The sequence below is a fragment of the Dichotomicrobium thermohalophilum genome, assembly GCF_003550175.1.
Lineage (GTDB): Bacteria > Pseudomonadota > Alphaproteobacteria > Rhizobiales > Rhodomicrobiaceae > Dichotomicrobium > Dichotomicrobium thermohalophilum.
The window spans coordinates 397,657-422,280 of record NZ_QXDF01000001.1; the positions used below are offsets into that span (position 1 = coordinate 397,657).

General features: G+C 64.7%; 22 protein-coding genes. 9 read left to right on the plus strand and 13 right to left on the minus strand.

Features of this window, described 5'->3' with window-relative positions:
• Positions 1–197: 197 nt before the first annotated feature.
• Together BXY53_RS01785 and BXY53_RS01790 are read right to left on the minus strand one after the other, a co-directional pair.
• Positions 198–863, minus strand: a complete 666-nt coding sequence (locus BXY53_RS01785) for a response regulator transcription factor (RefSeq protein WP_119060228.1) — start codon at positions 861–863, stop codon at positions 198–200.
• A gap of 107 nt (positions 864–970) precedes the next feature.
• Positions 971–1,750: a peptidoglycan-binding domain-containing protein gene (locus BXY53_RS01790; RefSeq protein WP_119060229.1), complete on the minus strand. Its 780-nt coding sequence runs from the start codon at positions 1,748–1,750 to the stop codon at positions 971–973.
• Positions 1,751–1,948: 198 nt separating this feature from the next.
• Between BXY53_RS01790 and BXY53_RS01795 the strand changes: the two genes are divergently transcribed.
• A complete protein-coding gene (locus tag BXY53_RS01795; RefSeq protein ID WP_119060230.1) occupies positions 1,949–2,347 on the plus strand; it encodes a DUF5330 domain-containing protein in 399 nt (132 codons plus the stop codon).
• 22 nt (positions 2,348–2,369) lie between these two features.
• Here BXY53_RS01795 and BXY53_RS01800 read toward each other — a convergent pair whose 3' ends face one another.
• Both BXY53_RS01800 and BXY53_RS01805 read right to left on the minus strand, forming a co-directional pair.
• On the minus strand, positions 2,370–2,780 hold the full coding sequence (locus BXY53_RS01800) for a phasin family protein (RefSeq protein WP_170144295.1): 411 nt from the start codon (positions 2,778–2,780) through the stop codon (positions 2,370–2,372).
• A 124-nt stretch (positions 2,781–2,904) separates the two neighbouring features.
• Positions 2,905–4,059 (minus strand): hypothetical protein, encoded by a 1,155-nt coding sequence (locus tag BXY53_RS01805; RefSeq protein WP_119060232.1) that lies wholly within the window; start codon positions 4,057–4,059, stop codon positions 2,905–2,907.
• A 236-nt stretch (positions 4,060–4,295) separates the two neighbouring features.
• Between BXY53_RS01805 and BXY53_RS01810 the strand changes: the two genes are divergently transcribed.
• Together BXY53_RS01810 and BXY53_RS01815 are read left to right on the plus strand one after the other, a co-directional pair.
• The gene (locus tag BXY53_RS01810) at positions 4,296–6,368 is read left to right on the plus strand and encodes a hypothetical protein (protein WP_119060233.1); all 2,073 of its coding nucleotides are present in this window, start codon (positions 4,296–4,298) and stop codon (positions 6,366–6,368) included.
• A 107-nt stretch (positions 6,369–6,475) separates the two neighbouring features.
• Positions 6,476–7,147: a hypothetical protein gene (locus BXY53_RS01815; protein ID WP_119060234.1), complete on the plus strand. Its 672-nt coding sequence runs from the start codon at positions 6,476–6,478 to the stop codon at positions 7,145–7,147.
• On the opposite strand, the gene BXY53_RS01820 is transcribed toward BXY53_RS01815, so the two are convergent.
• A complete protein-coding gene (locus BXY53_RS01820; protein ID WP_119060235.1) occupies positions 7,126–8,316 on the minus strand; it encodes an FAD-dependent monooxygenase in 1,191 nt (396 codons plus the stop codon). The two genes, BXY53_RS01815 and BXY53_RS01820, sit on opposite strands and share 22 nt — an antisense overlap.
• Before the next feature lie 6 nt (positions 8,317–8,322).
• On the minus strand, positions 8,323–8,571 hold the full coding sequence (locus BXY53_RS01825; protein WP_119061707.1) for a zinc-finger domain-containing protein: 249 nt from the start codon (positions 8,569–8,571) through the stop codon (positions 8,323–8,325).
• 134 nt (positions 8,572–8,705) lie between these two features.
• Between BXY53_RS01825 and BXY53_RS01830 the strand changes: the two genes are divergently transcribed.
• Positions 8,706–9,464, plus strand: a complete 759-nt coding sequence (locus BXY53_RS01830; RefSeq protein ID WP_119061708.1) for an alpha/beta fold hydrolase — start codon at positions 8,706–8,708, stop codon at positions 9,462–9,464.
• Positions 9,465–9,469: 5 nt separating this feature from the next.
• Here BXY53_RS01830 and BXY53_RS01835 read toward each other — a convergent pair whose 3' ends face one another.
• The 4 genes from BXY53_RS01835 to BXY53_RS01850 form a co-directional block, all read right to left on the minus strand.
• Entirely contained in the window at positions 9,470–10,075 is a 606-nt protein-coding gene (locus tag BXY53_RS01835) for an exopolysaccharide biosynthesis protein (protein ID WP_170144296.1), read from the minus strand.
• A gap of 83 nt (positions 10,076–10,158) precedes the next feature.
• Positions 10,159–12,270, minus strand: coding sequence for a transglycosylase domain-containing protein (locus BXY53_RS01840; protein WP_170144297.1), 2,112 nt, complete (start codon positions 12,268–12,270; stop codon positions 10,159–10,161).
• Positions 12,271–12,418: 148 nt separating this feature from the next.
• The gene (locus BXY53_RS01845) at positions 12,419–13,180 is read right to left on the minus strand and encodes an ABC transporter permease (RefSeq protein WP_119060238.1); all 762 of its coding nucleotides are present in this window, start codon (positions 13,178–13,180) and stop codon (positions 12,419–12,421) included.
• Positions 13,177–14,103, minus strand: a complete 927-nt coding sequence (locus tag BXY53_RS01850; protein WP_119060239.1) for an ABC transporter ATP-binding protein — start codon at positions 14,101–14,103, stop codon at positions 13,177–13,179. Before BXY53_RS01850 ends, BXY53_RS01845 begins: the two co-directional genes overlap by 4 nt.
• A 223-nt stretch (positions 14,104–14,326) precedes the next feature.
• Here BXY53_RS01850 and BXY53_RS01855 point away from each other — a divergent pair, with 223 nt between their 5' ends.
• On the plus strand, positions 14,327–15,070 hold the full coding sequence (locus tag BXY53_RS01855) for a Crp/Fnr family transcriptional regulator (protein ID WP_119060240.1): 744 nt from the start codon (positions 14,327–14,329) through the stop codon (positions 15,068–15,070).
• Here the strand turns inward: BXY53_RS01855 and smpB are convergent.
• Positions 15,067–15,540, minus strand: a complete 474-nt coding sequence (smpB, locus tag BXY53_RS01860; RefSeq protein ID WP_119060241.1) for an SsrA-binding protein SmpB — start codon at positions 15,538–15,540, stop codon at positions 15,067–15,069. The genes BXY53_RS01855 and smpB overlap by 4 nt on opposite strands.
• Before the next feature lie 30 nt (positions 15,541–15,570).
• Positions 15,571–16,443, minus strand: a complete 873-nt coding sequence (gene dapA / locus BXY53_RS01865; protein WP_119060242.1) for a 4-hydroxy-tetrahydrodipicolinate synthase — start codon at positions 16,441–16,443, stop codon at positions 15,571–15,573.
• A 235-nt stretch (positions 16,444–16,678) separates the two neighbouring features.
• On the opposite strand from dapA, the gene BXY53_RS01870 reads away from it, so the two are divergent.
• Positions 16,679–19,144, plus strand: a complete 2,466-nt coding sequence (locus BXY53_RS01870; protein ID WP_119060243.1) for a lytic transglycosylase domain-containing protein — start codon at positions 16,679–16,681, stop codon at positions 19,142–19,144.
• A gap of 44 nt (positions 19,145–19,188) precedes the next feature.
• Positions 19,189–20,145 (plus strand): alpha/beta fold hydrolase, encoded by a 957-nt coding sequence (locus BXY53_RS01875; RefSeq protein WP_119060244.1) that lies wholly within the window; start codon positions 19,189–19,191, stop codon positions 20,143–20,145.
• Between the two features lie 67 nt (positions 20,146–20,212).
• Here the strand turns inward: BXY53_RS01875 and BXY53_RS01880 are convergent, their stop codons facing one another.
• On the minus strand, positions 20,213–20,878 hold the full coding sequence (locus BXY53_RS01880; protein ID WP_245410324.1) for an invasion associated locus B family protein: 666 nt from the start codon (positions 20,876–20,878) through the stop codon (positions 20,213–20,215).
• Positions 20,879–21,244: 366 nt separating this feature from the next.
• Between BXY53_RS01880 and BXY53_RS01885 the strand changes: the two genes are divergently transcribed.
• Positions 21,245–23,080: an extracellular solute-binding protein gene (locus BXY53_RS01885; protein ID WP_119060246.1), complete on the plus strand. Its 1,836-nt coding sequence runs from the start codon at positions 21,245–21,247 to the stop codon at positions 23,078–23,080.
• Positions 23,077–24,621 carry a class I adenylate-forming enzyme family protein gene (locus tag BXY53_RS01890; protein ID WP_119060247.1) on the plus strand — a complete coding sequence of 515 codons (1,545 nt, stop codon included), beginning with the start codon at positions 23,077–23,079 and terminating at the stop codon, positions 24,619–24,621. Before BXY53_RS01885 ends, BXY53_RS01890 begins: the two co-directional genes overlap by 4 nt.
• The last annotated feature ends 3 nt before the right edge of the window (positions 24,622–24,624 follow it).

Consider the following 24,624-nt stretch of genomic DNA (forward strand, 5'->3'; position numbering starts at 1 on the left):
TTTGCGGGCGCAAAGCAAGCGGGAAAAGTGCTTGACTGAAGCGGCAATGCCTCACCTGCTTCACACGTAAACATGTGCATGAACACACGCCGTGTCAGGCGCGATTCGTGGGCAAAATCCGCGGATTCCGGCGCGATTGATGCTGATGGGTAACACCGGGAATCAGGCGTTTCCGCGGCGCCCGCGTGCCCAACCTGTTAACTATCCGTATCGGCTGTGCGCGGGTCGAGACTGTCGATCTTGTTCATGGCGATGACCGCCTGCGTCCGGCTGTCGACTCCCAGCTTCTGAAGGATCGCGGAGACATGCGCCTTCACGGTCGCCTCCGAAACGCCGAGCTTGTAGGCGATCTGCTTGTTCAACAGCCCCTCGGACAACATGGCGAGCACACGGACCTGCTGCGGCGTCAGTGTGGCCATTCGCGAGAGCAGTTCGGAGACTTCTTCGGCTTCGGCGCCATCGAGGTCGATTTCCGCCGGCGTCCAGACGCGGCCGTCCAGCACCGCCTCGACCGCCTCGCGGATGCGCTCAGCCGAGAGGCTCTTCGGGATGAAGCCCAGCGCGCCTAGCTGCAGGCAGCGGCGCACGGTCGGCGGCGCCTCGCTCGCTGAGACAACGACCACCGGCAGCTCGGGATAGCGTACACGAAGCTGGATCAGGGCCGAAAGCCCATCGGCACCGGGCAGCGCCAGATCAAGCAGGACAAGGTCGAAATCTGTGCCCGACTCGATCGCTTGGGTCAGATCGTCGAATGAGCCGGCCTCGCTGATCTTGAGCCCCGGGATCGAGCCTCGGAGAATCTGCTTTAGAGCGTCGCGGAACAGCGGATGGTCGTCAACGACGATGAGATGATGGTCCTTCATCGGCGACGGCGATCCCGCGTTGACCCCGGCGCTGCCGGGAGGTGAAAGCATGTCATCCTAAGACTTTAGACGCATATGGACGGCGGCGTCCACAATGGTCATCCGGATCAGTTGACGTCACCGGACACCGCAACACCTCCGCCAGCAAGCGGCTTATCCGTTACATCGGCCAGTTCCAGGAGCAGGCGCGGCGAAAGACGGCCGTCGCGCGGGAGATCGCGAAATGCGGCGAACTCGCGCAGCGCGTCGCGCGTGTCCGCCCCGACGCGGCCGCTCTCTGGCAGATTGCCGAAGCCGAGGCGGGACAGGAGCCGCTGGACACGGGCCACGAGTGCCCGGTCGGCTTCCAGGCGGGCGATGCGGCCACTTTCGGGTGCAGCCTGGAACGGGCCGAAGAGAATGTGCTTCAATACACTCTCAGAAGGCCGGCCAGTCAAGATCATGCGGTTGTCATACTGATAGTTGAGGATTGCGATCCGCGTGGATGTGTCCAGGTTGCCATCGCGGCGATTGACCAGATAGTTGCGATAAGCCAGTTCGCGCTGGATGGCGCGGATCACCTCCTCGGCCGGCATGGTTCCGGCGCTGGGCGGAGCCGCGCGCTCGGCGGGCGTCCGTTGAGGCGGTGCGCTTCGCAGGCTTGGGCGCTCCTGATCTTTGCTGCCGGCGATCGGCTGGAGGTCGCCTTTCGGTGCGGCTTGTGCTGGCTCTTCCGATGCGCTTTGCGGCGTGCGGGCTGAGAGTTGCTGCTCCCGACCTTCAGACACGGAGCCGGTGATCTGCGAATCCCTTTCGAGCGGCTCCTGAAAATACAGGGCGTTCGTGGCGATCGCGCCCGCCAGACACACGAACCCGAAAAAGGTCAGCCGCGCCGAAAAGGGCGTCATCCCTCCTGGCTCCCCTTGCAGCACTTGCCGATGTGCAGACCTGGCCACACGACCCCCTCGCGCGACATTAGTCGGGTTTTACGAAAAGACGGCTAAATTTTGCACGCTCTGGTTTCCGCCGCGTTATCCAACAACTGATAGACAGTATTCCACGCTCAGAGGATAACGTCCATCGCATCGCCAACGGGATTGTCGGTCATGCTCATTCTTCGGCTTGGTATTGTGCTGCTCATCATCGCGATGTTCCTCCCGTCCTCGGCGGAGGAGAAGCAGCAGGTCTATCGCGGCGTTTCGAATGCGGTCGACAATGTCCAGACGTTTTGCGTCCGCAACGCGGCGTTCTGCGACAGTGTCGGGACGGTTGCGAGTGCTCTCGCGGACCGGGCCTACTACGGCGCGCAGATGGTTTATGACGCTGCGATTGGTGCGCCTCAACAGGATCGGGGCGGCTGGAACGGCGAGCGCCCCTACCCGTCTCAGATCGAGCGCAGTTCCCGCCGGGATGAGGGGCGGGCCCGCACGCAGCCCGCGCGCTCGACCGATACGCTGCGCCGGGAGGATCTGGCACCAGCCTGGCGCGGTCCCGGCGCTTCGTAGGAGCTGATCCGCAAGGCGCGGTTCAGTAGCTGGAGCCGCCGGAGGTCATCTGGGTCGATGCCTTGGAGGCGGCTTCGGTAACGACCTCGGTCGTCAGCCGGCGCAGTTCCTCAAGCTGCTGCGCAAAGGTGTCCATCTGCTGGCGAACGTGCTGGTTCTGCAGCTCGATGACGTCCTTCATATCCTTGGCGTCCGCCAGTTTCGTCGCCAGCTCGAAGTTTGCTTCGGCGTTCGCCTTGGTGAACTCCGCGATCTTCTGATTTAGCATCTTCATGCTGTGCGAGGCCGGCGCGGCGCTGGTGTCGATGTTGGACATCGCCTGCTGGCTTGCGGCGATAAAGGTCTCGAATGCCTTGCGCGCCTGCTCGATGCTCGACTTGACGACCTGCCGCATCGGCTCGGGCATTTCGCCCATTTTCGGCATCTCCTGCATCACCAATCTCCTCATTTCACGGTTCGGACGTTTCTACTGGGCGGTCCCAAAATGGGACAGGCGCACAAAGACGGTCAAAGACGGCTATTTTTTGCCCGCTGCGCTCGGCACAAGCGGTGTCGCGCTAAGCGCGATCTTCGTGAGAGCTCGAAGACTCCTGCGGATCAGTCGCGGGTGAGGACGTCTCCTCCTCCGGCTCGGCCTGCCCTTCAGACACGTCATCGGACGCTGGTGTCGGCGTCGACTCGGCGTCTTCCGCACTTGGCTCATCCTGTTCCCCGGTTGGCTCATCGCCAGCCTCGAAGGCGACATCGGACATTGCCGCCTCGGCTGCGGCCGACTCGGAGTCCTCCGCCGTGTCCTCCTCCTGCTCGGGCGCGGGTTCGGACAGCATAGCTTCGGCGGTCTGGCTCTCGTCCTCCACCGCGCTGGCGCCGAGCTCATCGTCGCTCTCGTCCGAAGCGTCGGGCGGGGACGACTCGGCGATCACGGACGCGGCCATGTCCGCATCTTCGTCATCGCTCGCTGACTCTTCGCTCTCGCCGTCAGTATCGCTGAGGACGTCGGCGGCGCTGGTGGCACCCATCACCGCCGCGCTGCCCGCGACAAGAGCGGCCGTCGCCTCAGCCTGGCGCGCGATGGTCTTGGCGGCGGCTTCGGCAGCGTCAATCGCCGCCTGAGCCTGCGGGGCGCCCGGTGCGTTCTGGTCCACCTGCTCCATTGCCGTGCGCGCTTCATCGGCGACATGCTCGGCCGCGGCCGCCGCTACCCCGGCCATCTCGCGCGCGCTCTCGGTGGTCTTGTCCATGATCTCGGGGGATTGCTGCATCGCTGCGCTCGCCGATCCGGGTGTCTCTGCGGCCGCGCTCGAACGTTCCGGTGCTGGAGACGGCTCGGACTGGGCCGGCTCTTCCGGCTTCGCCGCTTCGCGCGGCGCGGCGCTTGTCTCGCCGTCTTCCGGCTTCACGTGCGAAATGCCGTTCATCAGGTCGAGCAACCGGCCCATCTCTTCGGCATATTCCTCCTGCATGTGCTCGAAGAAGCGCTTCTGCTCGCTCCACACCTCGACGGGGGTGCGACACTGCGCCATGCGCGTGGACAGCTCGCGGTATTCCAGCGCCCGCTGTGCGCTGAAGCGCAACATCTCCAGGTTCCATTTCGCCAAGGCTGCGGCAAACGGCGGTAGCGTCCCCGTCAGATATGACAGATTATGCCGGCTGATCTCGTTCAGTTGGCGGAGAACGTCGAAACGGTCGGACTTGTCATTGCGATCGGTCATGCTTGACCTCCCTGCGGTGCGCTGGCGCGGCGGGCCAAAGTCAGTTGTTACGACAAACGCCCCAAGAGTATCAGTGGTCAGCATAGCGTTCCGCGCGTGGCGATCCAACAGCGCATCGTTCATTTTTGCTTTATTCCCGCGAAAAGTTGTGTCGTGTTCACTTTTGCCGAGGATGGTTCCGTGCGGGAGCCATCGCGCGCGTGGGCGCGGAGGCGCGCATGTGCTAATCAGCCCTTATGCAGCAGATCACTTCCGTAATCGGCGTCATCGCCGTCTGGCTCGGCCTGAGTGTGGGCGCCTGGTGGCTTCACCGCCTGTATGCGCATAGGAAACAGCGCCGTAAGCTCGCGCTGGCCAACGAGGCATGGATGCGGGTGCGCGAAGCCCCGGAGATTTTCGCGGATATCCGCGCGGCCGGCATGGCAATCGACGCGGCCGATGGGCAGGCGCGTACGCATGCGCTGCTCAGCCGCGTGCGGGACTATAGCGACTACTTTGATGACGTGAGCGCCCTTCGGGCCGAACTGTCGCGCGCCCTGAAACGCGACGACTGCCCGCCGCTGACCGAAATCCTCAATCTCCGCCGCGACATGTGGGCGGCCGCCGACGTGCTGCTCATCGACGACCCGGCCGTGTTCGGCGAGGCGTTTTCTGAGCCAGGCTCCTACGAGGAATTCTGCCGCGATGCCGAGGATCTCCTGTTTCTGGATGCCGCGCCGCTGAAGGACGATCCCATAGCGCTACGTCTGTCGCTGGCCGATGAGGACATGCAGACCTTCGTTAGCGGGGTTGAGGGCGAGATCGCCGACGAGCGCGAGCGGGAGCGGTTCCCCACCTTGCGCGAGATCATCGCTTACCCCGTAAGCTGGCTGCGGGCGGTGCCGCGCGGTTTGGCGTGGGGCGCGCGAATGACGGCTCGCGCGGGCCGCGCGCTTGGACGGCTGGCGGTTAATGCGGGCCGTATCGCAAGCGCCATTGGCGCGGCGCTGTGGCAGGTGGTTCGGCAGGTTCCCGGCGCGATCGCAAAAACGGCACGCGGGCTTTCCGCGCTGATTGCGCGTCGGCCGTCCGTTCGATTCCCGGAAGGGCGGGCCGCAGCGATCGGCGCGGGAGTGCGCAGTGCCGCAAAACGCGCCCCGGCGTATGCCAAGGCCGCCGGGCGTGGCGTCGCCAGCGTGCGGCATCATCCGGCCGTGGAGCGCATCGCCGCATCGATGCGCCGGGCAGGCGATCGATTCCCCGATCAGGTCGCCCAGGGTCTGAGCCGGGCGGCCGAGATGGCCCGGGACGTGCGCGCCCGCGCAAAGGCCGCCACCTTCCACGCCAGCGGACGCGCCCGCGAGTTCGAGGCCGGCGAGCTGGGCCTGCATTACGACTTTCTCGTCAAGGCGCACAGCCTCCGCCAGCGCTACGCCGACATGCTGCGCCGCGCGCCCGAGCTGACCGAGACTGGCCGCCAATTCATCGCCCGACTGGAACTGGAAAAGCGGTCGGAGCGCCTCCGGCTTGGCACGGCGAAGTTGCGCCGGCGCGCCCGACTGGAACTGGTTCGGCTGTTGACCCTTTTGATTGCGGTACTGGAGCGTCTGCGCGATCGGCTGGCGGATGCCCCGCCGCAGCCCGCACAGACCACAAATCTGCTCACTTCGCCGCTGCACCGATTGTTCCTGCCGCCCCCATCCCCACGCGAGGCGGGCGCCGATTTTCCGGGCGGCTTGCGCGCGCAGGCGCGGTCCTGGGCGCGTGGCTGGGGGCGTTCGGCGCGGCGGCTGCGTGATGTCACGCCGGAGCCGGAGGAGAGCGGATCAACTGCAACGGAAGCGTCCGAAGCGGAGGAGAACCCTGCGGCAGCGCGTGAAGCGTCTTCGGAGCTCAAGCCAAAGATCGAAGAGACGCGGGAGGCCGCTGCCGATAATGACCCGGACGAGCAGGCGCTGCGCCGTGTTCGGCGCTTGTTCGGCATCCGCGACCGGAAAAAGCAGCGTGACTCCGGCAAGCGCCGCGAAAACGGGGCGGCGCAACAACCGCGCGGAGGTGCGCATGCCTCCAACGGCAAAGACACTGCCGAGGCAGAGAAGCAAGCGGACGCCGAAACGGGCCGTTCGGCCAAGGCCCAAATCCTGCCCCCGCTCCGCGGCTCTCGGGCGGGCAACTACGACGAAACCGATGCCGGAGCGCGCTCGCGAGATTCACTGCGGTCGCGTCTCTCCGGCATTGGCGACGAGGATGAAGATGCGTCAGTCGCCAATGATGGCGCTGCGGGCGAGCAGGCCGAGCGTCGCCGTTGGCGGCGCTGGTTCGGTCTCTGATTGCGCCGTCTGGCGTACGCCTTGTCGCCTTAACTGTGGCGCATTTGTCCGCAACCCAAACAAGGGTATGATCCGCATGATTCGCGGACGGGCTGATGAGCAGGTGCATGCCGCACGCTACGGAACGGACATTCAGGGATCGATGGCAGACGGGTGCGCGGATCGCTGGTCTCGCAGCGGCGCTTGTCACGGCTTCGTTCACGCTTGGCTGCACGACCCAGCCGACGAGCGGCCCGGACGAGTTCTCGACCAGCCGGCCCGTCAAGCTCGCGCCGCCGTCCGGTGAGAGCGCGGAGACCCGCATCACGTTGGCTGCGGTCGACGAAACCGAACTGCGCAAGGCCATCGAACGCTACCGGATCAAACTGGAGCGCGAAGAAAGCCCCGTGAAGACCGCCGGGGTCGACCTGACCGGTGACGGTCAGCCAGAAGCACTTGTTCTATTTACAGGGGCGGACTGGTGCGTGACCACTGGCTGTTCCTTTATTGTCTTTCGCGAGAGCGAGACCGGTTACGAGGCCGTGTCGCGGACCACACGGGTACGCGGGCCGGTCAAGGTCGGGCCGGGCAGCAACGCCGGCTGGCGTGATCTGATCGTCAAGACCGGCGGAGGGGCGGCGCCGATCCGCTTCGTCCGGCTGGGTTTTTCCGGCAACGGCTATCCAAGGAACGCACTGCTTCAGCCGGCACCGACGGAAGACGTGCTCGCGCAGGCGACCGATGTCATCCCCGAGGTTCCCTTCCAGGCGAGCAAGCCTCAGGCTTCGTCGGCCCGGTAGCTGTAGAGCCAGTCGTTGCGGCGCAGCAACTCGTGCGGCCTTTGCATCGTCAGAACCTGATTTCGGCTCCAGCGCATGACCCCGCTCATGTGATAGATGCGGCCCATCCGGCGCGAGCGTGCCTGTACGCGCGCGGCCCGCGGCCGGCGCTGTCGCGCATAGGCGGCGAAGGCGGCTTCCGTCTGGCCTTTCGCGAAGGCGAGTGATCGGGCCAGGGCCGCGGCATCCTCGATCGCCAGCACGCCGCCCGAGGCGAGGAAGGGCAGAACCGGGTGCGCGGCGTCGCCGAGCAGCGCGATACGACCGGCCGACCATTGGCCCGGCGGCGGCATGTCGTAGAGCGCCCAGCGCCGCCAGCCCGTCTGCCCCGCGAGAAATCCGGTTATGTTTTCAGGCCAGCCATCAAGATGGGGCAGAAATTCCTCCGCCGCCCCCGGCACGTTCCAGCCCTCGGGTGCGTCGCGGTCCTCAACGATCACGACGATATTGACCTCCGCGCCGCCGCGGACCGGGTAATGGACCATGTGGGCGCCGGGTGAAAGCCACAGGCCGATGGCATTCTGCTGCATCGGCGCGGCCGCCTCGTCCAGCGGGACCGTGAGCCGCCAGGCGCTCTTGCCGGAATGGACAGGCTCGCCCGCCGCGCCAATCTGGCTCCGAACAATCGAGCGGATACCGTCCGCGCCGATCAGTGCGCCGCCGGCCACCGTGTCGCCCGCGTCGCTCGTGACCTGCACGCGCTGCCCCTCCTCTGCGCAGGAGGCGACCCGGAACGGCTGCGTGATGGCTACGTTGTCGGTCGCCCGCACCGCATCCAGCAGAACCCTCTGCAAGTCCGCCCGGTGCACGACCCAATACGGTGCGCCGTAACGCATCTCGGCCAACGGTCCCAGCGGCACGGTTGTAAGGCACTGTCCGGCGCGCGCGTCGACCAGATGCACGCCCTCCGGCGTAACGGCGCAGGGCGCCAGCGCATCGGCCACACCCAGCGCGCGCAGTACATGGACGCCGTTCGGCCCGAGCTGAATGCCTGCGCCGGCCTCGGAAAACGCCGCCGCCTGCTCCAGCACCTGGACCGGCGTTCCCGACTGGGCCAGCGCGAGTGCGGCGCTCAGGCCGCCGATGCCGCCGCCAGCAATCAGGATACGCCGCTTGTCATCGCTCAGCATCGGAGATCAGCGGTCGTCCGACTCGTCGGTGTAGGCGCAGTAGGGCGGATCGGTCTGATCCTTCGCAAGGTTGGGATCATAGATGTAGAGCGTCGAACAGTAAGGGCAGACGATCTGCTGGCGCTCGCCCATGTCGAGATAGATGTGCGGATGGTCCTGGGGCGGGCGCGCGCCGATGCACTCGAACTCCTTCACGCCGATGTGGATCTTCTCCACCCCGATGTCGTTGCAGAACCGGGGAGTCCGTGTTGCCATGATCGCCTCCAAAACCCGTCGCCTCCGGTGTTTTCCTTCCCGCGCGGCCGCGCATTTGCGGTTTGCGCAATCGCCCCGGTGGTGATAGGCGAAAGCCGCGGCGCGGACAACAGCGAACCCGGTAGCTGATGCAGATGCAGTTTTTTGATTCCGATGGCGTTCAGATCGCTTACCGCGATGAGGGCGCGGGCGAGCCAGTCCTGCTAATTCACGGCTTCGCCTCCAACAGCAAGGTCAACTGGGTCGATCCGGGCTGGATGCAGACCCTGACCGACGCGGGCTACCGCGCCATCGCGATCGACAATCGCGGCCACGGCGAGAGCGAGAAGCTCTACGACGAAGCTGCCTACGGCGCGCCGCTCATGGCCGAGGATGCGCGGCGGCTGCTCGATCATCTCGGCATCGCGAAGGCGCATGTGTTGGGCTACTCGATGGGGGCGCGGATCGGCTCGTTCCTGGCGATCAACCACCCCGATCGCGTCAAGAGCCTCGTCATCTCCGGCATGGGCATCAACCTCGTGCGCGGAGTGGGCGGCGCAAAGCCGATTGCGGCGGCGCTGGAGGCGGACAGCCCAGACGAGGTCAAGGACGACGCGGCGCGCAGCTTCCGGCTGTTCGCCGATCAGACGGGAAGCGACCGGCACGCGCTTGCCGCCTGCATCCGCTCATCGCGCGAGCCGATCACGGCCGAGGCGCTGGCCGGCGTGAGCGTGCCGATCCTGATCGCGGTGGGAACAGACGATGTCGTGGCCGGCTCCGCCAGCGAACTGGCGGCGCTATTGCCGGGCGCGCAGGTGCTCGACATTCCGAAGCGGGATCACATGCGCGCGGTAGGTGACCCGGTCCACAAGAAGGGCGTGCTCGAATTCCTGGCTGAACAACGCCGCGCGTAGCTGACTTACCAAAACCAGAAGGCGCTCAGGACCGAGATAATGGTCACGGCATAGCCCGCGCCGAGCACGTAGCCGTCGCGGATCGTTAGCCCCACGCTCAGAATCGTGAGGGCCAACGCCGGCAGGGTGACGCCCCACGGCACCAGCGCCAGCGGATACATCAGCAACGCGAGCAGGATGCAGACAAGCGGGATGAGGAGATAGAGCGGATATTCGCTCATGAACAGCAGGCGCGGGCGCGTCCAGCGATCCATTGCGTCGAGATAGGGGCGCATGGTCTCGACGGCCTGTTCGAGCTGCCCCCGGCTCAACGAGACATTGCGAAGGCGCGCGGGCAGCCAGGGGTGGCTCCGCCCGACGATCATCTGCGCGGCGATCAGGATGATGAGCGTCGCGGTGAGTATGGAAATTCCCGGGATTGCGCCGATAATGGGCGTCAACGCCACAATCGAAGGCACGAGCAGTAACGGGCCGTAAGCCTGCTGGCGGAAGGTCGCCACGGCCTCGCCAAAAGAGACTTCATCGCCCTCGGCATTGGCGAGCACGTCGTCGAAAAGCCCGGCGAGCGAATAGTCCTGCTGGTCGTCGGTGGCGCTTTCGTCTGAGGTCACGACTATCTCTTTGGCCGTGCGAGGTCGAGGACAAGAGGGTGGGGTGTATTCGGAGAACGATCAACCGCGCGCCAGGTTCGTTCCTAGTCGTTAAAGAAGGCGTCCCTTGCCCAGGTGTCAGGCTCGAATCCGCGATCGGGCCGTTGTCGCTCCTGCGTTTCGCGGGTCGAGGGGATGCCGAGCGAGGTGTCAGCGCGGGTCTGGCCGGTTCCGAAGAGCTGGTCCCAGAAGGAGCGGGGCTCGCGGCGTTCCTCCTCGAACCGGGCCTCACCCCAGGTGCCGCCGGGCAGCGCGGCGGGCGGCTTCGTGCGGTGTGCGGCATCCATGAGCTTGCGCCAGATCGTGGCCGGCAGCGAGCCGCCGGTGATCCGCTTCATCGGGCTGAAATCGTCGTTGCCGAGCCAGACTCCGGTGGTGAAATGGGCCGTGTAGCCGATGAACCAGGCGTCGCGATACTGCTGCCCAGTGCCTGTCTTGCCGGCGGCCGGATGCGGCGGCAGCGCGGCCTGCTGGCCCGTGCCCGCCTGGATCGTGGCGCTGAGCATGTCATTCATCGCGGCGACATGTTCCCGGCTGATCACCCGTCGGCTGTCGCCGGCCTTATGCTGCAGAAGCACGCGCCCTTCGGAATCGGTAATCGACTCTATGACATAGGGGACCGCGCGGAAGCCGCCATTGCTGAAGGGCACATAGGCGCCGGTCAGCTCCAGTAGCGAGACCTCCGAGGTTCCCAGAGCCAGGGACGGCTCCGGCGTCAGCGATGACTGAATGCCGAGACGGCGAGCGACCTCGATGACCTTCTCGCGCCCGGCCCATTCAGATACGCGGACGGCGACCGTGTTCATTGACCGCGCCAGTGCCTTTCGCAGCGTCACATCGCCGTAATAGCGCGAGTTGTAGTTCTTCGGCTCCCAGCCTTCGACCTCAAGCGGGCCATCATGGACCAGGCTCTCGGGGGTCAGACCTTTTTCCAGGCCGGCCAGAAACACGAACGGCTTGAAGGTCGAGCCGGGCTGACGCTTTGCAGCGACCGCGCGGTTGAACTGACTTTCCTTGTAGTCGCGCCCTCCGACCAGCGCCTTGACGGCCCCGTCCGTGTCGAGGATCACGGCGGCCGCCTGGCCCGCGTCGTATTGGTCACCCTCTTCGGCCATCGTTTCGGCCAAGAGGTTCTGGGCCGCGCCCTGTAGCCGGTAGTCGATGGTGGTCTGGACCACGAGATCGGCCTGGAGTGTCTGGCGGAAGTCGGCGACCTGCTTCACCACCCAGTCGATAACATAGCCGTAGCTTTCCGAGGGCAGGAAGGCGCGCAGCTTCGGCGGGTTGCGCAGTGCCTCATCATATTGCTCGCGCGTTATGGCATCGGTCTCAAGCATCAGGCTCAGGACAAGCTGTCCACGCTGGCGCGCACGGCGCAGGCTGCGTGTCGGAGCGAAGTAGGACGGCGCGCGGATCAGCCCGGCGAGGATCGCGCTCTCATACAACCCCACTTCCGAGACGGTCTTGCCGAAGTAGTGCTGCGCCGCGGCTTCGACGCCGTAGTTGCCCGCGCCGAAATAGATGCGGTTCAGATAAAGCTCGAGAATCTGCTCCTTCTCCAGCCGGTATTCCAGCCAGAGGGCGAGCAGTACCTCCTCGATCTTGCGCCAATAGGTGCGCTCCGGCTCCAGGAACAGCACCTTTGCAAGCTGCTGGGTGATCGTGCTGCCGCCCTGCACGATTCGGCCGGCGCGGCGGTTGGCGATCATTGCGCGGACGATGCCGATGGGGTCGAAACCGAAATGCCAGTAAAAGCGCCTGTCCTCCGTTGCGATGACGGCGTCCACCAGATGTTCGGGCATTTGCTCATACGGCACGTGCGTGCGCCTGAGACCCTTTTCGGTGATAACCTCGCCGCCTTCGGACAGGATCGTGAGCTTGGCCGGGTTCTGGCTCAGACCAGCCTTGAGCGGATCCGTGGCTAAGTAGGAGTAGACCGTGACGGCGCCGGCGACGATCAGCACCAGGACGGCTGCGGTGATCGTGCCTGAAATCAGCAGGAACCGCGTAAGTCGCCACGAGAGTGAGCGGCGCGGCTTCTGCTTTGGCGGGTCCGGCTCGAACCGGAACACGTTCTCACCGCGCGCGTGGGCGCGTTCGTCCTGCTGTTCGGACAGGCGCGCCAAGGTCCGGCGCCAGCGCCTGAATTTGTCCATAATGGCCATCGGTGTCGGAAAGTCTTTATTACCGAGCCTGCGCGGTGCCCCGCCGATGGGAGATGATACCGCGGTAGAGTTTACCAAACATGTGTAGTGTCCCAGTTTGGCGGAAGCACGACAAACCGCGTTAATAAGGCCGCGATCATCATTTCTTGAGCTTGTAGCCGGTCTCGAAGATGCGCCAGACGAGCGTGAGTCCCGCTGAGAGGAACACGAAGATCATCACCAAGCTCACCCAGACGCTGACATCCGCCACTTCATAGAAGCTCCACCGAAAGCCGCTGATGAGGTAAACCACCGGGTTGAACAGCGTCACGGTCTGCCAGAACGGTGGTAGCATATCGACCGAGTAGAACGTGCCGCCGAGAAACGCGAGCGGCGTCATGACCAGAAGCGGCACAATCTGAAGCTGCTCAAAGCCGTCGGCCCATATGCCGATGATGAAGCCGAGCAGGCTGAAGGTAATGGCCGTGAGCACCATGAACAGCAGCATCATCAGGGGATGCTCGATTCGCAGATCCACGAAGAAGCTCGCGGTCGCCAGAATAATGAGGCCGAGCATCAACGACTTGGTCGCGGCCGCCCCGACATAGCCTAGGACGATCTCCACGGCCGAGATTGGCGCGGAGAGAAGCTCGTAGATCGTCCCGGTGAATTTCGGGAAATAGATGCCGAACGAGGCGTTTGCCACGCTTTGCGTAAGCAGCGTCAGCATCATCAGACCGGGCACGATGAACGAGCCGTAGTCCACCCCGCCGATCTGCTCGATACGCGAGCCGATCGCCGAGCCGAAAACAATGAAGTAAAGCGCGGTGGTGATCACCGGCGAAACAATGCTCTGAAACAGCGTGCGGAAAGTCCGCGCCATTTCGTATCGGTAGATCGCCTTGATTGCGTGAAAATTCATGGATTTCGCTTCACCAGGTCGACGAAGATTTCTTCGAGCGAACTCTGCTTGGTGTGGATGTCGTGAAAGTGAATGCCAGCATCGCGTAACTGTTGCAGGAGTCCGGTAATGCCCGTGCGCTCCGCGTGCGTGTCATAGGTGTAGACGAGCTGCATGCCGTTGGCTTCCAGCGTCAGGCGGTCATCTTGCAGGTGCTCGGGGATCGCGCTCAGTGGCTGGTTGAGATCAAGGATGATCTGTTTCTGGCCGAGCTTTTGCATCAGCTCGTTCTTCTCTTCGATGAGGATCAGTTCGCCTTCGTTGATGACGCCCACGCGGTCGGCCATCTGCTCGGCCTCCTCGATGTAATGCGTCGTCAGCACGATCGTGACGCCGGTGTCGCGCAGTTCGCGGACGACCTCCCACATGTCGCGACGCAGTTCGACATCAACGCCGGCGGTCGGCTCGTCGAGGAAAAGGATGCGTGGCTCGTGCGACAGCGCCTTGGCGATCAGTACACGGCGCTTCATGCCGCCTGAAAGGGTGATGAGCTTGTTGTTGCGCTTGTTCCAGAGCGAAAGGTCGCGCAGTACCCTTTCAAGATGGCCGTCGTCCCGTGGTTTGCCGAACAGACCGCGGCTGAAGCTTACGGTGCTCCAGACCGTTTCGAAGGCTTCGGTGGTCAGTTCCTGTGGCACCAGCCCGATCAGCGCGCGGGCCTGACGGTAGTCCTTCTGGTTGTCGTAGCCGCTGACGGTTATGCTCCCCGCCGTAGGCGTCACTATGCCGCAGATGGCGTTGATGAGCGTTGTCTTGCCCGCGCCGTTCGGGCCGAGCAGGGCGAAGATCTCGCCATCGCGTATCGTCAGATCGACGGATTTCAGTGCCTGGAAGCCGTCCGCATAGGACTTGCTCAGGCTTGAGACTTCGATTGCGTGCGGCATGGTGGCGGCTTTCGTCGGCATGTACGGGGCAGACGCAGCACTGGACAGAGATGGATGCCCGGTGAGCCGTTCTTGTTCTGACCGCGTATGTCATAAAGGTTTTGTGGCACGCGGCCAAATTGAAAGCGCGTATCGGAACCGGGGTCAGCGCACCGCAAGCTTCGGTTGTTCGGCCCGCTGGAATGCCGCATAATCTCGAGCATTGCGCAAGCGGATCGGAAGCATGTTCCAATCAAAAGCCCTGCCGAAGCATTGTGATGTCTGCACCATCCGCAGACGTTCGATCTGCGGCGCGCTCTCCGCGGACGAGATCGAGGCGATGAACCAGATCGCCCACCGCCGGCACTGCGAAGCTGGCGCGGTCATCATGCATGAAGGTGAAAAACAGGATTGCTTTGGCAACGTTCTCAACGGGGTGGTCAAGCTGACGAAGACCATGACCGACGGGCGCCAGCATATCGTCGGCTTGCTGTTCCCGTCGGACTTCCTGGGCCGGGCCATGCGGGTAGAAAGCCCCTACCGCGCCGAAGCCGTGACCGATGTCGAGCTTTGCCTGTTTCCGCGGGCGGATTTCGAGCGGATCATGCTCCGGTATCCTGATCTGCAGAGTCGGCTTCTGGCGCATACGCTTGACGAACTGGACGCCTGTCACGACTGGACGCTGCTGCTGGGCCGCAAGAACGCCTTCGAGCGCGTGGCGAGCTTCCTGCTGATGATCGCACGTCGCGCGCAGGATCTCGGCTGCAAGGCTGACCCGAACGAAGACAGCGCCGCCTTCGTGCTGCCGCTTGGGCGCTCGGACATCGCCGACTTTCTCGGCCTGACGACCGAGAGTGTCAGCCGGCAGATCACCAAGATGAAGCGGGACGGTGTCATCAGTTTGCACGGCAACCGTGAGGTCCAGGTGCCCAGCATGGGGCAACTGCTGAAGCTCGCGGATCTCGCACCCTGCGATACACGCGCTTAGCCGCGCTCGCGTAGAAGCCGCGCCTTCTGGCGCTGCCAGTCACGCTCCTTCTCCGCCTCGCGCTTGTCGTGCTTCTTGCGCCCCTTCGCCAGCGCAAGCTCGACCTTCGCGATGCCGCGCTCATTGAAATAAAGGCGCAGCGGCACGAGCGTCATGCCTTCCCGCTCGGTCGCACCAATGAGTCGGGCGATCTCGCGCTTGTGCATCAGCAGCTTGCGGGGGCGGCGTTCCTCGTGGTTGAAGCGGTTGGCCTGCTTGTATTCCTGGATCGAGCTGTTGATCAGATACAGCTCGCCGTCTTCCGGGCTGGCGTAGGCTTCGGCGATATTCGCCTTGCCCTCGCGCAGGCTCTTCACCTCCGAGCCCTCCAGCGCGATCCCGGCCTCGAACGTTTCCAGAATGTCGTAGTTGTGGCGCGCCTTGCGGTTTTCCGCCACGACGCGGCGCGCCGGTCCGTTCTTCTTGTTCATGGCTTGCTCTTGCGGCCGTCGCTGCCCAGTTTACGCGACGCCGGCCTGTTCCAGCGCGCGCTCGACCGCCCGCTTTGACTCGGCTTGCAATGTTGCCAGCGGCGCGCGCACATCCTCGCGGCAGATCCCCAGCACCTGAGCGGCGTACTTAACCGGCGCCGGATTCGATTCGATGAACAGCGCCTCATGCAGCGGCATCAGCCGATCATGCAGCTTCAACGCGGTGGTATAATCGCCGGCCTCGCAGGCGTTCTGGAATTTTGCGCACAACTCCGGCGCGACGTTCGCCGTCACTGAGATGCAGCCGTGCCCGCCATGCGCATTGAAGCCGAGGGCCGTACCGTCCTCCCCGGAGAGCTGGATGAAGCTCTCGCCCATCGCAGCGCGCTGCTGGCTGACGCGCGCCATGTTGGCGGTCGCGTCCTTCACACCGGCGATATTCGGCAGCTCATAAAGCCGGGCCATTGTCTCCACCGACATGTCGACGACGCTGCGTCCCGGGATATTGTAGATGATGATCGGAATGTCCACCGCGTCGTTGATTGCCTTGAAGTGCTGGTAAAGTCCTTCCTGCGTCGGCTTGTTGTAATATGGTGTGACGCTCAGAAGTCCGTCGGCGCCTGCCTGTGCGGCATGCTGGCTGAATTCGATCGCTTCGGCCGTGTTGTTCGACCCGGCACCGGCGATCACAGGAACGCGCTTTGCCGCCTGGTCGATGCACATTTCGATAACGGCTTTGTGCTCATCATGGCTGAGCGTCGGCGACTCGCCGGTCGTGCCGACAGGGACAAGGCCATGCGTGCCCGCCTCGATCTGGCGATCAACAAGCGCGCGGAATGCCTCCTCGTCGACGCGATTATCGCGGAACGGCGTGATGAGCGCGGTATACGAGCCTCTGAACATCGGTGATCCTTGATTGATGATGTTTAACGCGACGATAATGAGTTGACAGGGGCGGGGCAACACTGCTGCTTGCCGGATGGCACGGCCATGATTATGCCGGATTCCTGCCGCTTCGCTCTCGATTGCGGCTGGGTCGCCGGGGCGCATGATCCGGCGCGATCTGAGTGAGCCCCTGTGGGCAGGAGAGGGCGCGGGTTGCGTATACGCCAGGCAAGACAGGCGATCATCTGAACGGATGGGGACAGGATCTCATAATGGCGCGGGTGGCGAGCGTTTTGGGCTCGTCCTGGCCGGCGTGGCCGTGGTTGGCGCGCTGACAGGTCTTGTGGTCGGCTTGGCGCCCTGGTCGGAAAACGACCAACGCATTGCCGCCGTGGCGCCGGAACCTGCAGCAAAGCCCGCACCCGCAGAGCAGCCGGAACTGGCAGCCCGGCCGGAACCCGCCCCCGCGAAACCGGCGAGCCCACCGCCCGAGGCGGGCGATTTCGCGGTGCGGCCGCTGCCGGAAGCGCCGGTCACGGGAGAGGCCGAACAGACCGCACAAGATGGTGTGCCAACGCCGCCCGTGCGCAAGCATCCACCACCCAGGACAGAGCCGCAGATCGCCTCGCTTGCCCGCCCGACCGTATCGCCGTCCGCGCCGCCCTGGGCGCACGACTTGCAGCAGCGTCCGCGGGGGCTGGATCGGAAAGCGATCGACGACCGACTCGACCAGATCGAACGCATCCGCATCTCCGAGAGCGACCTGGAACTGCTGAAAGAGGCGATCCGGCTTTTCTACAAGGATCGACTGGACGCCGGAAAGCCGTTGATTGAGCGCATCGAGGACGACACGGCGCGGCGTATGGCCCGCTGGTATTACCTGCGTTCCAGCAAGGGCCATGCTGACCTCGCCGAGTTCGTTGCCTTCCGGCGCGACCATCCGATGTGGCCGAGCAAGAAGGTGCTGCGGCGCAACGCGGAACTCTCCGCCCTTTTAAAAGAGCCGCCGGCACAAGACGTGTTCGCCTTTTTCGCTGATGAGCCGCCCAGGACCGGGACCGGCAAGGCGGCGCTGGGTGCGGCTTACCTCGCCACGGGTGACAAGGAGAAGGGCACATCGCTGATCCGTGAGGCATGGCGCCGGCACGCGCTGAACGAGGATGCGCAGGAGGCGATCCGCGAGCGGTACGACAATCTGCTGCGCAAGGCGGACCATAAGGCCCGTGCGGATTGGCTTCTGGCGCAAGACGATCGCGACCTGACCGATGACGCACGCAGGCTGAAAAAGGAGCTGGACAAGCTCGACCAGAAATCGCTGGACGCGCGCGTGGCCGAGGTGCGCCGCTCCCGACGGGCGGGCGGGCTTCTCACGCAGCTTGATGAGAAGGTCAAGACCGAACCGGAAGTGCTGCTGAGCCGCGTGCGCTGGCTGCGCCGGCACGGCAATGACGAGAAGGCCTGGCGCCTCATGAAGATGGCGCCGGAGGATCCTGAAGCGCTGGTCGATCCGAACGAGTGGTGGCAGGAGCGGCGCGTACAGACGCGCACGGCGCTGAATGCTGGCAAGCCAGAGATCGCCTACGAGATCGCCAGCCGCCACGGCGGCGCAACCGGCGATGATCTCCACGAAGCGGAATTTCTGGCCGGCTGGATCGCGCTGCGCTTCCTCAACAAGCCGGAAGCGGCCAGGGAGCACTTCGCCGCCTCGCGCACGGGCGCGGATTTGCCCGCCGACTTCGCCCGCAGCGACTACTGGGCGGGCCGCGCGGCCCTGCAACTCGGCGATTTCGAGATGGCGGAGCAATTCTTTGCCCGCGCCGCGCAACATTTTCACGTCTATTACGGCCAGCTCGCGGGGCTGGCGTTGGGCGAAAAGGCAGAGCCGATCCGCTTCCGCAAGCCCGCGAGGCCGACTCGCGAAGACATGGAACGGTTCGCCGCCCGCGACGTCGTACGCGCGCTGCCGATCGCGCAGCAGGCGGATTTCGACTCCTTCCTGTCACTGTTCATCTACGAGATGGCGCGCGACCTCGAGTCGCCCGGCGAGATGACGCTCGCCGCCGAACTGGCTCGGCGGATTGCGCCGCCCAATGTCTTGGTGCGCTTCGGCAAGGTGGCGCTCAACCGTGGCTTTCCCGTCGAGGCTTATGCTTATCCGACTGACATCCCGGAATTCGAGATGTTGTCAGGCGCGCGGCCTGTCGAGCGGGCATTGATGCTGGCGCTGGCCCGGCAGGAGAGCGAATTCAACCCCGAAGCGCGTAGCTACGCCGGGGCGCGCGGCCTGTTGCAGTTGATGCCCGGCACGGCACGGATGATGGCGCGGATCAACAATGTACGCTACCGTCTGTCGAGCCTGAACGACCCGGTTTACAATGCCAAGCTCGGCAGCGCCTACATGCGCCGGTTGCTCAACCGCTTCGACGACTCCTACATCATGATGCTTGCGGGCTATAACGCGGGCCCGGGCCGTGTGAACCAGTGGATCGAGCTGTTCGGGGACCCGCGCAGACCCGGGGTCGATCCGGTGGACTGGGTCGAGCGCATTCCCTTCACGCAGACGCGCGTCTACGTCCACAAGATCATGGAGAGCCTGCAGGTTTATCGGGCCGTACTGGCGCAAGGTGAGGCCGGCGACGTGACGTTGGCGACGGATCTGCACCGCGGCCGCACCGGCTCGCCGCCCGCCCCGATTTACGCCGGCACCGCGATGAATTAACACTGCTTGGGCTGCGCAGTGACATCGCCTGTTCCCGAGGACCCATGACACGACAGACCACGCGCCTTTTCGGACGCAAAGCTTGGCGCGATATCTATTACACCTCCTTCGACGGCCTGAGGCTGCATGTGCGCCATTATGGCCGGCCAAATCCGGCGACGCGCCCCGTTGTCTGCCTTGCGGGGCTGACGCGCAATTCCCGCGACTTCCACTACCTCGCGACGCACCTCGCCGGTGATGCTCAGGCGCCCCGTGAGGTCTACGCGCTGGATTATCGCGGTCGCGGGCTGTCGGATCACGACCCTGACTGGCGCAACTATTCACCTTTCATCGAACTGCTCGACACGCTCGACTTCATGGGTACCGCGAACCTGCAGGACGCGGCGGTGGTCGGCACCTCGCGCGGAGGCATCATCGCCATGATGATGGCTGTTCTGCGCCCGGGCATGATCGGAGCGGCAGTGCTCAACGACATCGGTCCGGAGATCGGCACGGCTGGTCTCGCGCGGATCATGGGATATGCGGGCAAGATCCCCGTTCCTGCGGACTGGAACGAGGCAGTGGCGCTGGTCCGGCAGATCAACGAGCGTTTTTTCACCGACATGAGCGCGGAGGACTGGGAGGCGCTGGCGCGCCAGTCCTTCAACGAAACCGAGGATGGCCGGCCCGCTCCGAGCTACGACAAGCGGATCGCCAAGGCGCTGTCGCAGATCGACATTTCCAAGCGCATCCCGGACATGTGGACGTATTACGATGCCCTGCAGCACGTGCCGCTGATGATCCTGCGCGGTGAGAACACGGATCTGCTTGCGCCGGAGACCTTCGAGGAGATGAAGCAGCGCCACCCGGGTCCGACCGCGTTGACCGTGCCGGCTCAGGGGCACCCGGTGCTGTTTCTCGACCGCTTCAGCATCGGCGAAGTCGGCCGGTTCCTGGCCAACACGGACCCGCAGCGCGAGACCTTCCGGCCGATTCCCTACGAATTGTATCCAGCGGTGTGAAGGCAAAAAACAACCGCCCGCGCGGGGCGGGCGGCAGCATAAAAGTCATTGCGACAGGCGGGCCGTGCTACTGGCCTTCGCCTTCCTGCTTGTTCTGCTGTTCTTCCTGCGCCTTCTTCATCATGGCCATCTGGCGCTTCCGGATCGTCTGCATAAGCTGCTGACGGGCAGCGCGATATTTCTCGTTGTCGACCGGATCGCCTGCATAGGCTTTCGTGAAGCCAGACAGCGGAACCGGGAAACCGATCGGCTTGCCGGACAGGTTCATTGCTGCCACAACGAGCTTTTCACCCTGCCGGAACTGTTCAATGATTTCGTCCGTCGCCTCGGTCTCGGCAGTGCAGCCGCCGACATGGCAGAGCGTATACTTGAGCTTGATCGGCTCATTATCGTCCACTTTGGCCTGGACGCCGGCCGGCAGCGCCATGCCAAGCGGCACCATCACCATCAGCGAGCGCGTGTCTTTGCCTTCAACCTGGCGGATCGCTGCGGATACGAGCACGCGGCCGGTGTTGCCGTCGATGCGCTCATGATGCGTCAGGCAGACATCCAGCTCCTTGCCTTCCTCCTGGAGGCTCGGCGCCTTTTCACAGAGCTTCACCCAGGCGGCCTGCGACTTCTGTTTCTGTTCTTCCTGGGCTGCAGCGTGTGAGCTGATCAATAATGATCCAGCCAGTGCGGCGCCGGCCACAAGGCCGCACAAGGCGAAAGCCGAACGGCAGATCTTGTTCATCGTTACGTCCAACATCCAATCAACCTTTCAAGAACTGTTCCGGGCCTAGCTCCGGCTTTGCTGCCGCCGCGCTGGCGCCCCCCAACGATTGTCCTGCGTACGTCGAATTGAGGCGACTTCGTGACGCGTGATGCGCTCGCCGGTCCCTCATGCACAGGCGCCGCCGATGCGAATGCGCGGCGCGCGCCCCCTGCGCCTGTCATGGCCGGGGCAGGCCGCCCCGAACTTCCCTCAGCTGTTTTGCACGGTAATCGATTTTTTGCTCATTTTGTGGCCAACACTCGCGCGCGATCCGGTTGTACCCGGGCGATCGCGTTTTTATTCTCACGCAGGCAAAAGGCCTGGCGACAGGCGGAGACACTTCGGATGACGGCACACACACGGCAGCGCACGCAATCCATGCTTTGGGCCGGGTTCATCGCGCTCATTGCGGGGATGAGTCTAGGTCTTTCGGCCGCCGCGGAGCCACGCCACGGCATCGCGATGCATGGCGATCCCAAATACGGCCCGGACTTCAAGGCGTTCGACTACGTCAACCCCGACGCGCCGAAAGGCGGCAAGCTTGTTCGCGCCGTGCAGGGCTCGTTCGACAGCCTGAATCCGCTCATCATCAAGGGCGAGGCTGCGCCAGGGATGCGCCAGTACGTCTATGAAAGCCTGATGGCCCGCGCGCAGGACGAGCCGTTCTCGCTCTATGGCTTGCTGGCGGAGAGCATCGAGACACCGCCGGACCGCTCATGGGTGGCGTTCACGCTGCGCGAAGAGGCGCGCTTTTCCGACGGCGAGCCGGTTACGGTGGAGGACGTGATCTTCTCCCATGCGTTGCTGCGTGATCGCGGCCGGCCCAACCACCAATTCTACTACGCGAAGGTCGAGAAGGTCGAAAAGACCGGCCCGCGCACCGTGAAGTTCACCTTCAACGATGAAGGTGACCGCGAGATGCCGCTCATCATGGGGCTGATGCCGGTTCTGCCGGAGCACGCCATCGACCCCGAGACGTTCGAGGAGACCACGCTGGAGCCCCCGGTCGGCAGCGGTCCGTATGTGGTCAGCGAGGTGGACCCCGGCAGCCGCATCACTTTCGCGCGTGATCCAGATTATTGGGGCCGCGATCTGCCGGTCAATCGGGGGCACTACAACTTCGATAAAATCCAGTACGACTTTTACCGCGATGCCAACGCCATGTTCGAGGCGTTCAAGAAGGGCGTCTCGATGTTCATGACCGAAGCCGACCCGGGGCAATGGGCGCGGGAATACGAGTTTCCGGCGGTGCGTGAGGGCAAGGTGCTGCGCAAGGAATTCGATCTGGAGCTGCCAGCGGGCATGAACGCGCTGGTGTTCAACACGCGCCGCGAGGTGTTTGCCGACGAGCGGGTGCGCCGCGCGCTCATCAAGCTGTTCGATTTCGAGTGGATGAACGCCAAGCTGTTCCACGGGCTTTACGAGCGCAGCCAGAGTTACTTCGCCCGCTCCGAGCTGTCCGCGCATGGCAAGCCGGCGGATCCGCGCGAGCAGGAGTTATTGGCGCCCTTCCCCGACGCTGTGGACCCAGCAATCATGAAAGGCACCTACAGCCTTCCGAAGAGCGACGGGTCAGGGCGCAACCGCAAGCAGCTTCGCGCGGCGCTGAAGCTGCTGCGCGAGGCCGGGTATGAGCTGAAGGGCGGCAGGCTGGTGAACGCCCGCACCGGCAAGCCGATGCAGTTCGAGATTCTGGCGGCGGACCCGGAGCAGGAAAGGTTGCTCCTCACCTACACGCGCGCGCTCAAGCGGGCCGGGATCGAGGCGACCGTGCGCATCGTTGATTCGGCCCAGTATCAGCGGCGCAAGCAGACCTATGACTTCGACATGATCCAGAACCGCTGGCCATCCTCGCTCTCGCCCGGCAATGAGCAGACCTTCCGCTGGTCATCGAAGGCGGCCGAACGCGAGGGCACGTTCAACTACGCGGGCGTGAAGAATGAGTCGGTGGACGCGATGATCGCCGCGATGCTGTCGGCCAAGTCGCGCGAGGATTTCGTCTCGGCGGTGCGCGCGTTGGACCGGGTGCTGATGTCGGGGCATTACGTGATCCCGCTATTCCATCTGCCGAAGCTTTGGGTTGCGCATTGGCACCAGCTTCAGCACCCGGAGACGCCGCCGTTCAATGGCGTCGATATCGACACCTGGTGGATGGCGACGGACCTCGCCGAGGCGCAATGAGTATCGATCCTTCCGCGCCGGTCCCTGAACGCTTCAACATGGCGCGGTACTGCCTCGCCGCTGCCGGCGAGACGCCGGACAAGCCCGCGCTGATCGTGGCGGCGGATGCGTGCGGGACGCCGTCGGAAGTCTGGTCCTACGCCGCGCTGGAGGACGCGATCCTGCGCATGGCCGGCGGCTTCCGCACGGCGGGGCTGGCGCCAGGCGATCGGCTACTGATCCGGCTGGAGAACACCAGTGCTTATGCGCTTACCTTCTTCGGGGCGATCGCGGCAGGGGTCGTGCCCGTGCCGGCCTCCGACCAACTGAGTGCGCGCGAGGCGGGCTTCCTGCTGGCCGACAGCGGCGCGGCGGCGATCGCGCTCAGCCCCGCGCTGCCGGTCGAGCCGGTGCCTGAAGACGTGCGGGTGTTCGCGCCGGAGGACATCGCAGCGCTGCGCAACAGCCCGCGCGCCGATTACGCCGGCACGCGCGCCGACGACCCCGCCTTCCTGATCTACACCTCCGGCACGACCGCGCAGCCAAAAGGGGTGCTGCACGCGCAGCGGGCCGCCTGGGGCCGCCGCCCGATGTATCAGGGCTGGTACGGCATCGGGCCGGATGACCGCGTGATGCATGCGGGCGGCTTCAACTGGACCTACACGCTCGGAACCGGCCTGACCGACCCGTGGGCGAACGGCGCGACCGCGATCATCTACACGGGCGAGAAAGACCCGGAGGTCTGGCCGAAGCTGATCGCGGCATACGAGGCAACGATCTTCGCCGCCGTGCCGAGCCTTTATCGCCGCATCCTGAAGTATGCCGGGGCCGGGCCGGATACGATGCCAAGCCTGCGCCACGGCCTGTGCGCGGGCGAGGCGCTGCCCGAGGCGGTCGCGCGCGAGTGGTTCGAGCGCACCGGCACGGTGCTCTACGAGGCGCTGGGCCAGAGCGAAATCTCGACCTTCATCTCGTCATCGCCGAGCGTGCCGCCGAAGCCGGAGCGCGTGGGCAAGCCACAGCCCGGACGGCGCGTGACGATCCTGCCGCAAGACGGCGGGGATGAGCCGCTGCCCGCTGGCGAGAGCGGGCTGATCGCCGTGCATTGCTCCGACCCCGGCCTGATGCTCGGCTACTGGCAGCGCCCGGAGGAAGACGCGGCGGCCACACGCGGCGACTGGTTCATCACCGGCGATCTCGGCATGTTGGACGAAGACGGCTACATCGCGCATCAGGGCCGCGCGGACGAGCTGATGAACGCGATGGGCTATCGCGTCTCGCCCGTCGAGGTGGAAAGCGTCCTTGCCGAGCACCCTGGCGTGGCCGAGGCGGCGGTCGCGCAGGTCGAGGCGCGGCCGGGCGTGGAGATCATCGCCGCGTTCATCGTACGCGGACCCGGCGACGCGGTGAGCGCCGAAGCGCTGGACGCCTACGCCGAGGAGCGGCTGGCCCGCTACAAGCGCCCGCGCGAATACATCTTCATCGACGCGCTGCCGCGCACGCCCAACGGCAAGCTCCGCCGCGCCGCCCTCGCCGCGATGCGAGCGAGCCACACCGCGTGACCC

What these genes read in the sequence shown, in the direction of transcription:
- BXY53_RS01785 (WP_119060228.1), bottom strand. Translation starts at nt 863, where the DNA reads ATGAAGGACCATCATCTCATCGTCGTTGACGACCATCCGCTGTTCCGC.
- BXY53_RS01790 (WP_119060229.1), bottom strand. Translation starts at nt 1,750, where the DNA reads ATGACGCCCTTTTCGGCGCGGCTGACCTTTTTCGGGTTCGTGTGTCTG.
- BXY53_RS01795 (WP_119060230.1), top strand. Translation starts at nt 1,949, where the DNA reads ATGCTCATTCTTCGGCTTGGTATTGTGCTGCTCATCATCGCGATGTTC.
- BXY53_RS01800 (WP_170144295.1), bottom strand. Translation starts at nt 2,780, where the DNA reads ATGCAGGAGATGCCGAAAATGGGCGAAATGCCCGAGCCGATGCGGCAG.
- BXY53_RS01805 (WP_119060232.1), bottom strand. Translation starts at nt 4,059, where the DNA reads ATGACCGATCGCAATGACAAGTCCGACCGTTTCGACGTTCTCCGCCAA.
- BXY53_RS01810 (WP_119060233.1), top strand. Translation starts at nt 4,296, where the DNA reads ATGCAGCAGATCACTTCCGTAATCGGCGTCATCGCCGTCTGGCTCGGC.
- BXY53_RS01815 (WP_119060234.1), top strand. Translation starts at nt 6,476, where the DNA reads ATGCCGCACGCTACGGAACGGACATTCAGGGATCGATGGCAGACGGGT.
- BXY53_RS01820 (WP_119060235.1), bottom strand. Translation starts at nt 8,316, where the DNA reads ATGCTGAGCGATGACAAGCGGCGTATCCTGATTGCTGGCGGCGGCATC.
- BXY53_RS01825 (WP_119061707.1), bottom strand. Translation starts at nt 8,571, where the DNA reads ATGGCAACACGGACTCCCCGGTTCTGCAACGACATCGGGGTGGAGAAG.
- BXY53_RS01830 (WP_119061708.1), top strand. Translation starts at nt 8,706, where the DNA reads ATGCAGTTTTTTGATTCCGATGGCGTTCAGATCGCTTACCGCGATGAG.
- BXY53_RS01840 (WP_170144297.1), bottom strand. Translation starts at nt 12,270, where the DNA reads ATGGACAAATTCAGGCGCTGGCGCCGGACCTTGGCGCGCCTGTCCGAA.
- BXY53_RS01845 (WP_119060238.1), bottom strand. Translation starts at nt 13,180, where the DNA reads ATGAATTTTCACGCAATCAAGGCGATCTACCGATACGAAATGGCGCGG.
- BXY53_RS01850 (WP_119060239.1), bottom strand. Translation starts at nt 14,103, where the DNA reads ATGCCGCACGCAATCGAAGTCTCAAGCCTGAGCAAGTCCTATGCGGAC.
- BXY53_RS01855 (WP_119060240.1), top strand. Translation starts at nt 14,327, where the DNA reads ATGTTCCAATCAAAAGCCCTGCCGAAGCATTGTGATGTCTGCACCATC.
- smpB (WP_119060241.1), bottom strand. Translation starts at nt 15,540, where the DNA reads ATGAACAAGAAGAACGGACCGGCGCGCCGCGTCGTGGCGGAAAACCGC.
- dapA (WP_119060242.1), bottom strand. Translation starts at nt 16,443, where the DNA reads ATGTTCAGAGGCTCGTATACCGCGCTCATCACGCCGTTCCGCGATAAT.
- BXY53_RS01870 (WP_119060243.1), top strand. Translation starts at nt 16,679, where the DNA reads ATGGGGACAGGATCTCATAATGGCGCGGGTGGCGAGCGTTTTGGGCTC.
- BXY53_RS01875 (WP_119060244.1), top strand. Translation starts at nt 19,189, where the DNA reads ATGACACGACAGACCACGCGCCTTTTCGGACGCAAAGCTTGGCGCGAT.
- BXY53_RS01880 (WP_245410324.1), bottom strand. Translation starts at nt 20,878, where the DNA reads ATGAACAAGATCTGCCGTTCGGCTTTCGCCTTGTGCGGCCTTGTGGCC.
- BXY53_RS01885 (WP_119060246.1), top strand. Translation starts at nt 21,245, where the DNA reads ATGACGGCACACACACGGCAGCGCACGCAATCCATGCTTTGGGCCGGG.
- BXY53_RS01890 (WP_119060247.1), top strand. Translation starts at nt 23,077, where the DNA reads ATGAGTATCGATCCTTCCGCGCCGGTCCCTGAACGCTTCAACATGGCG.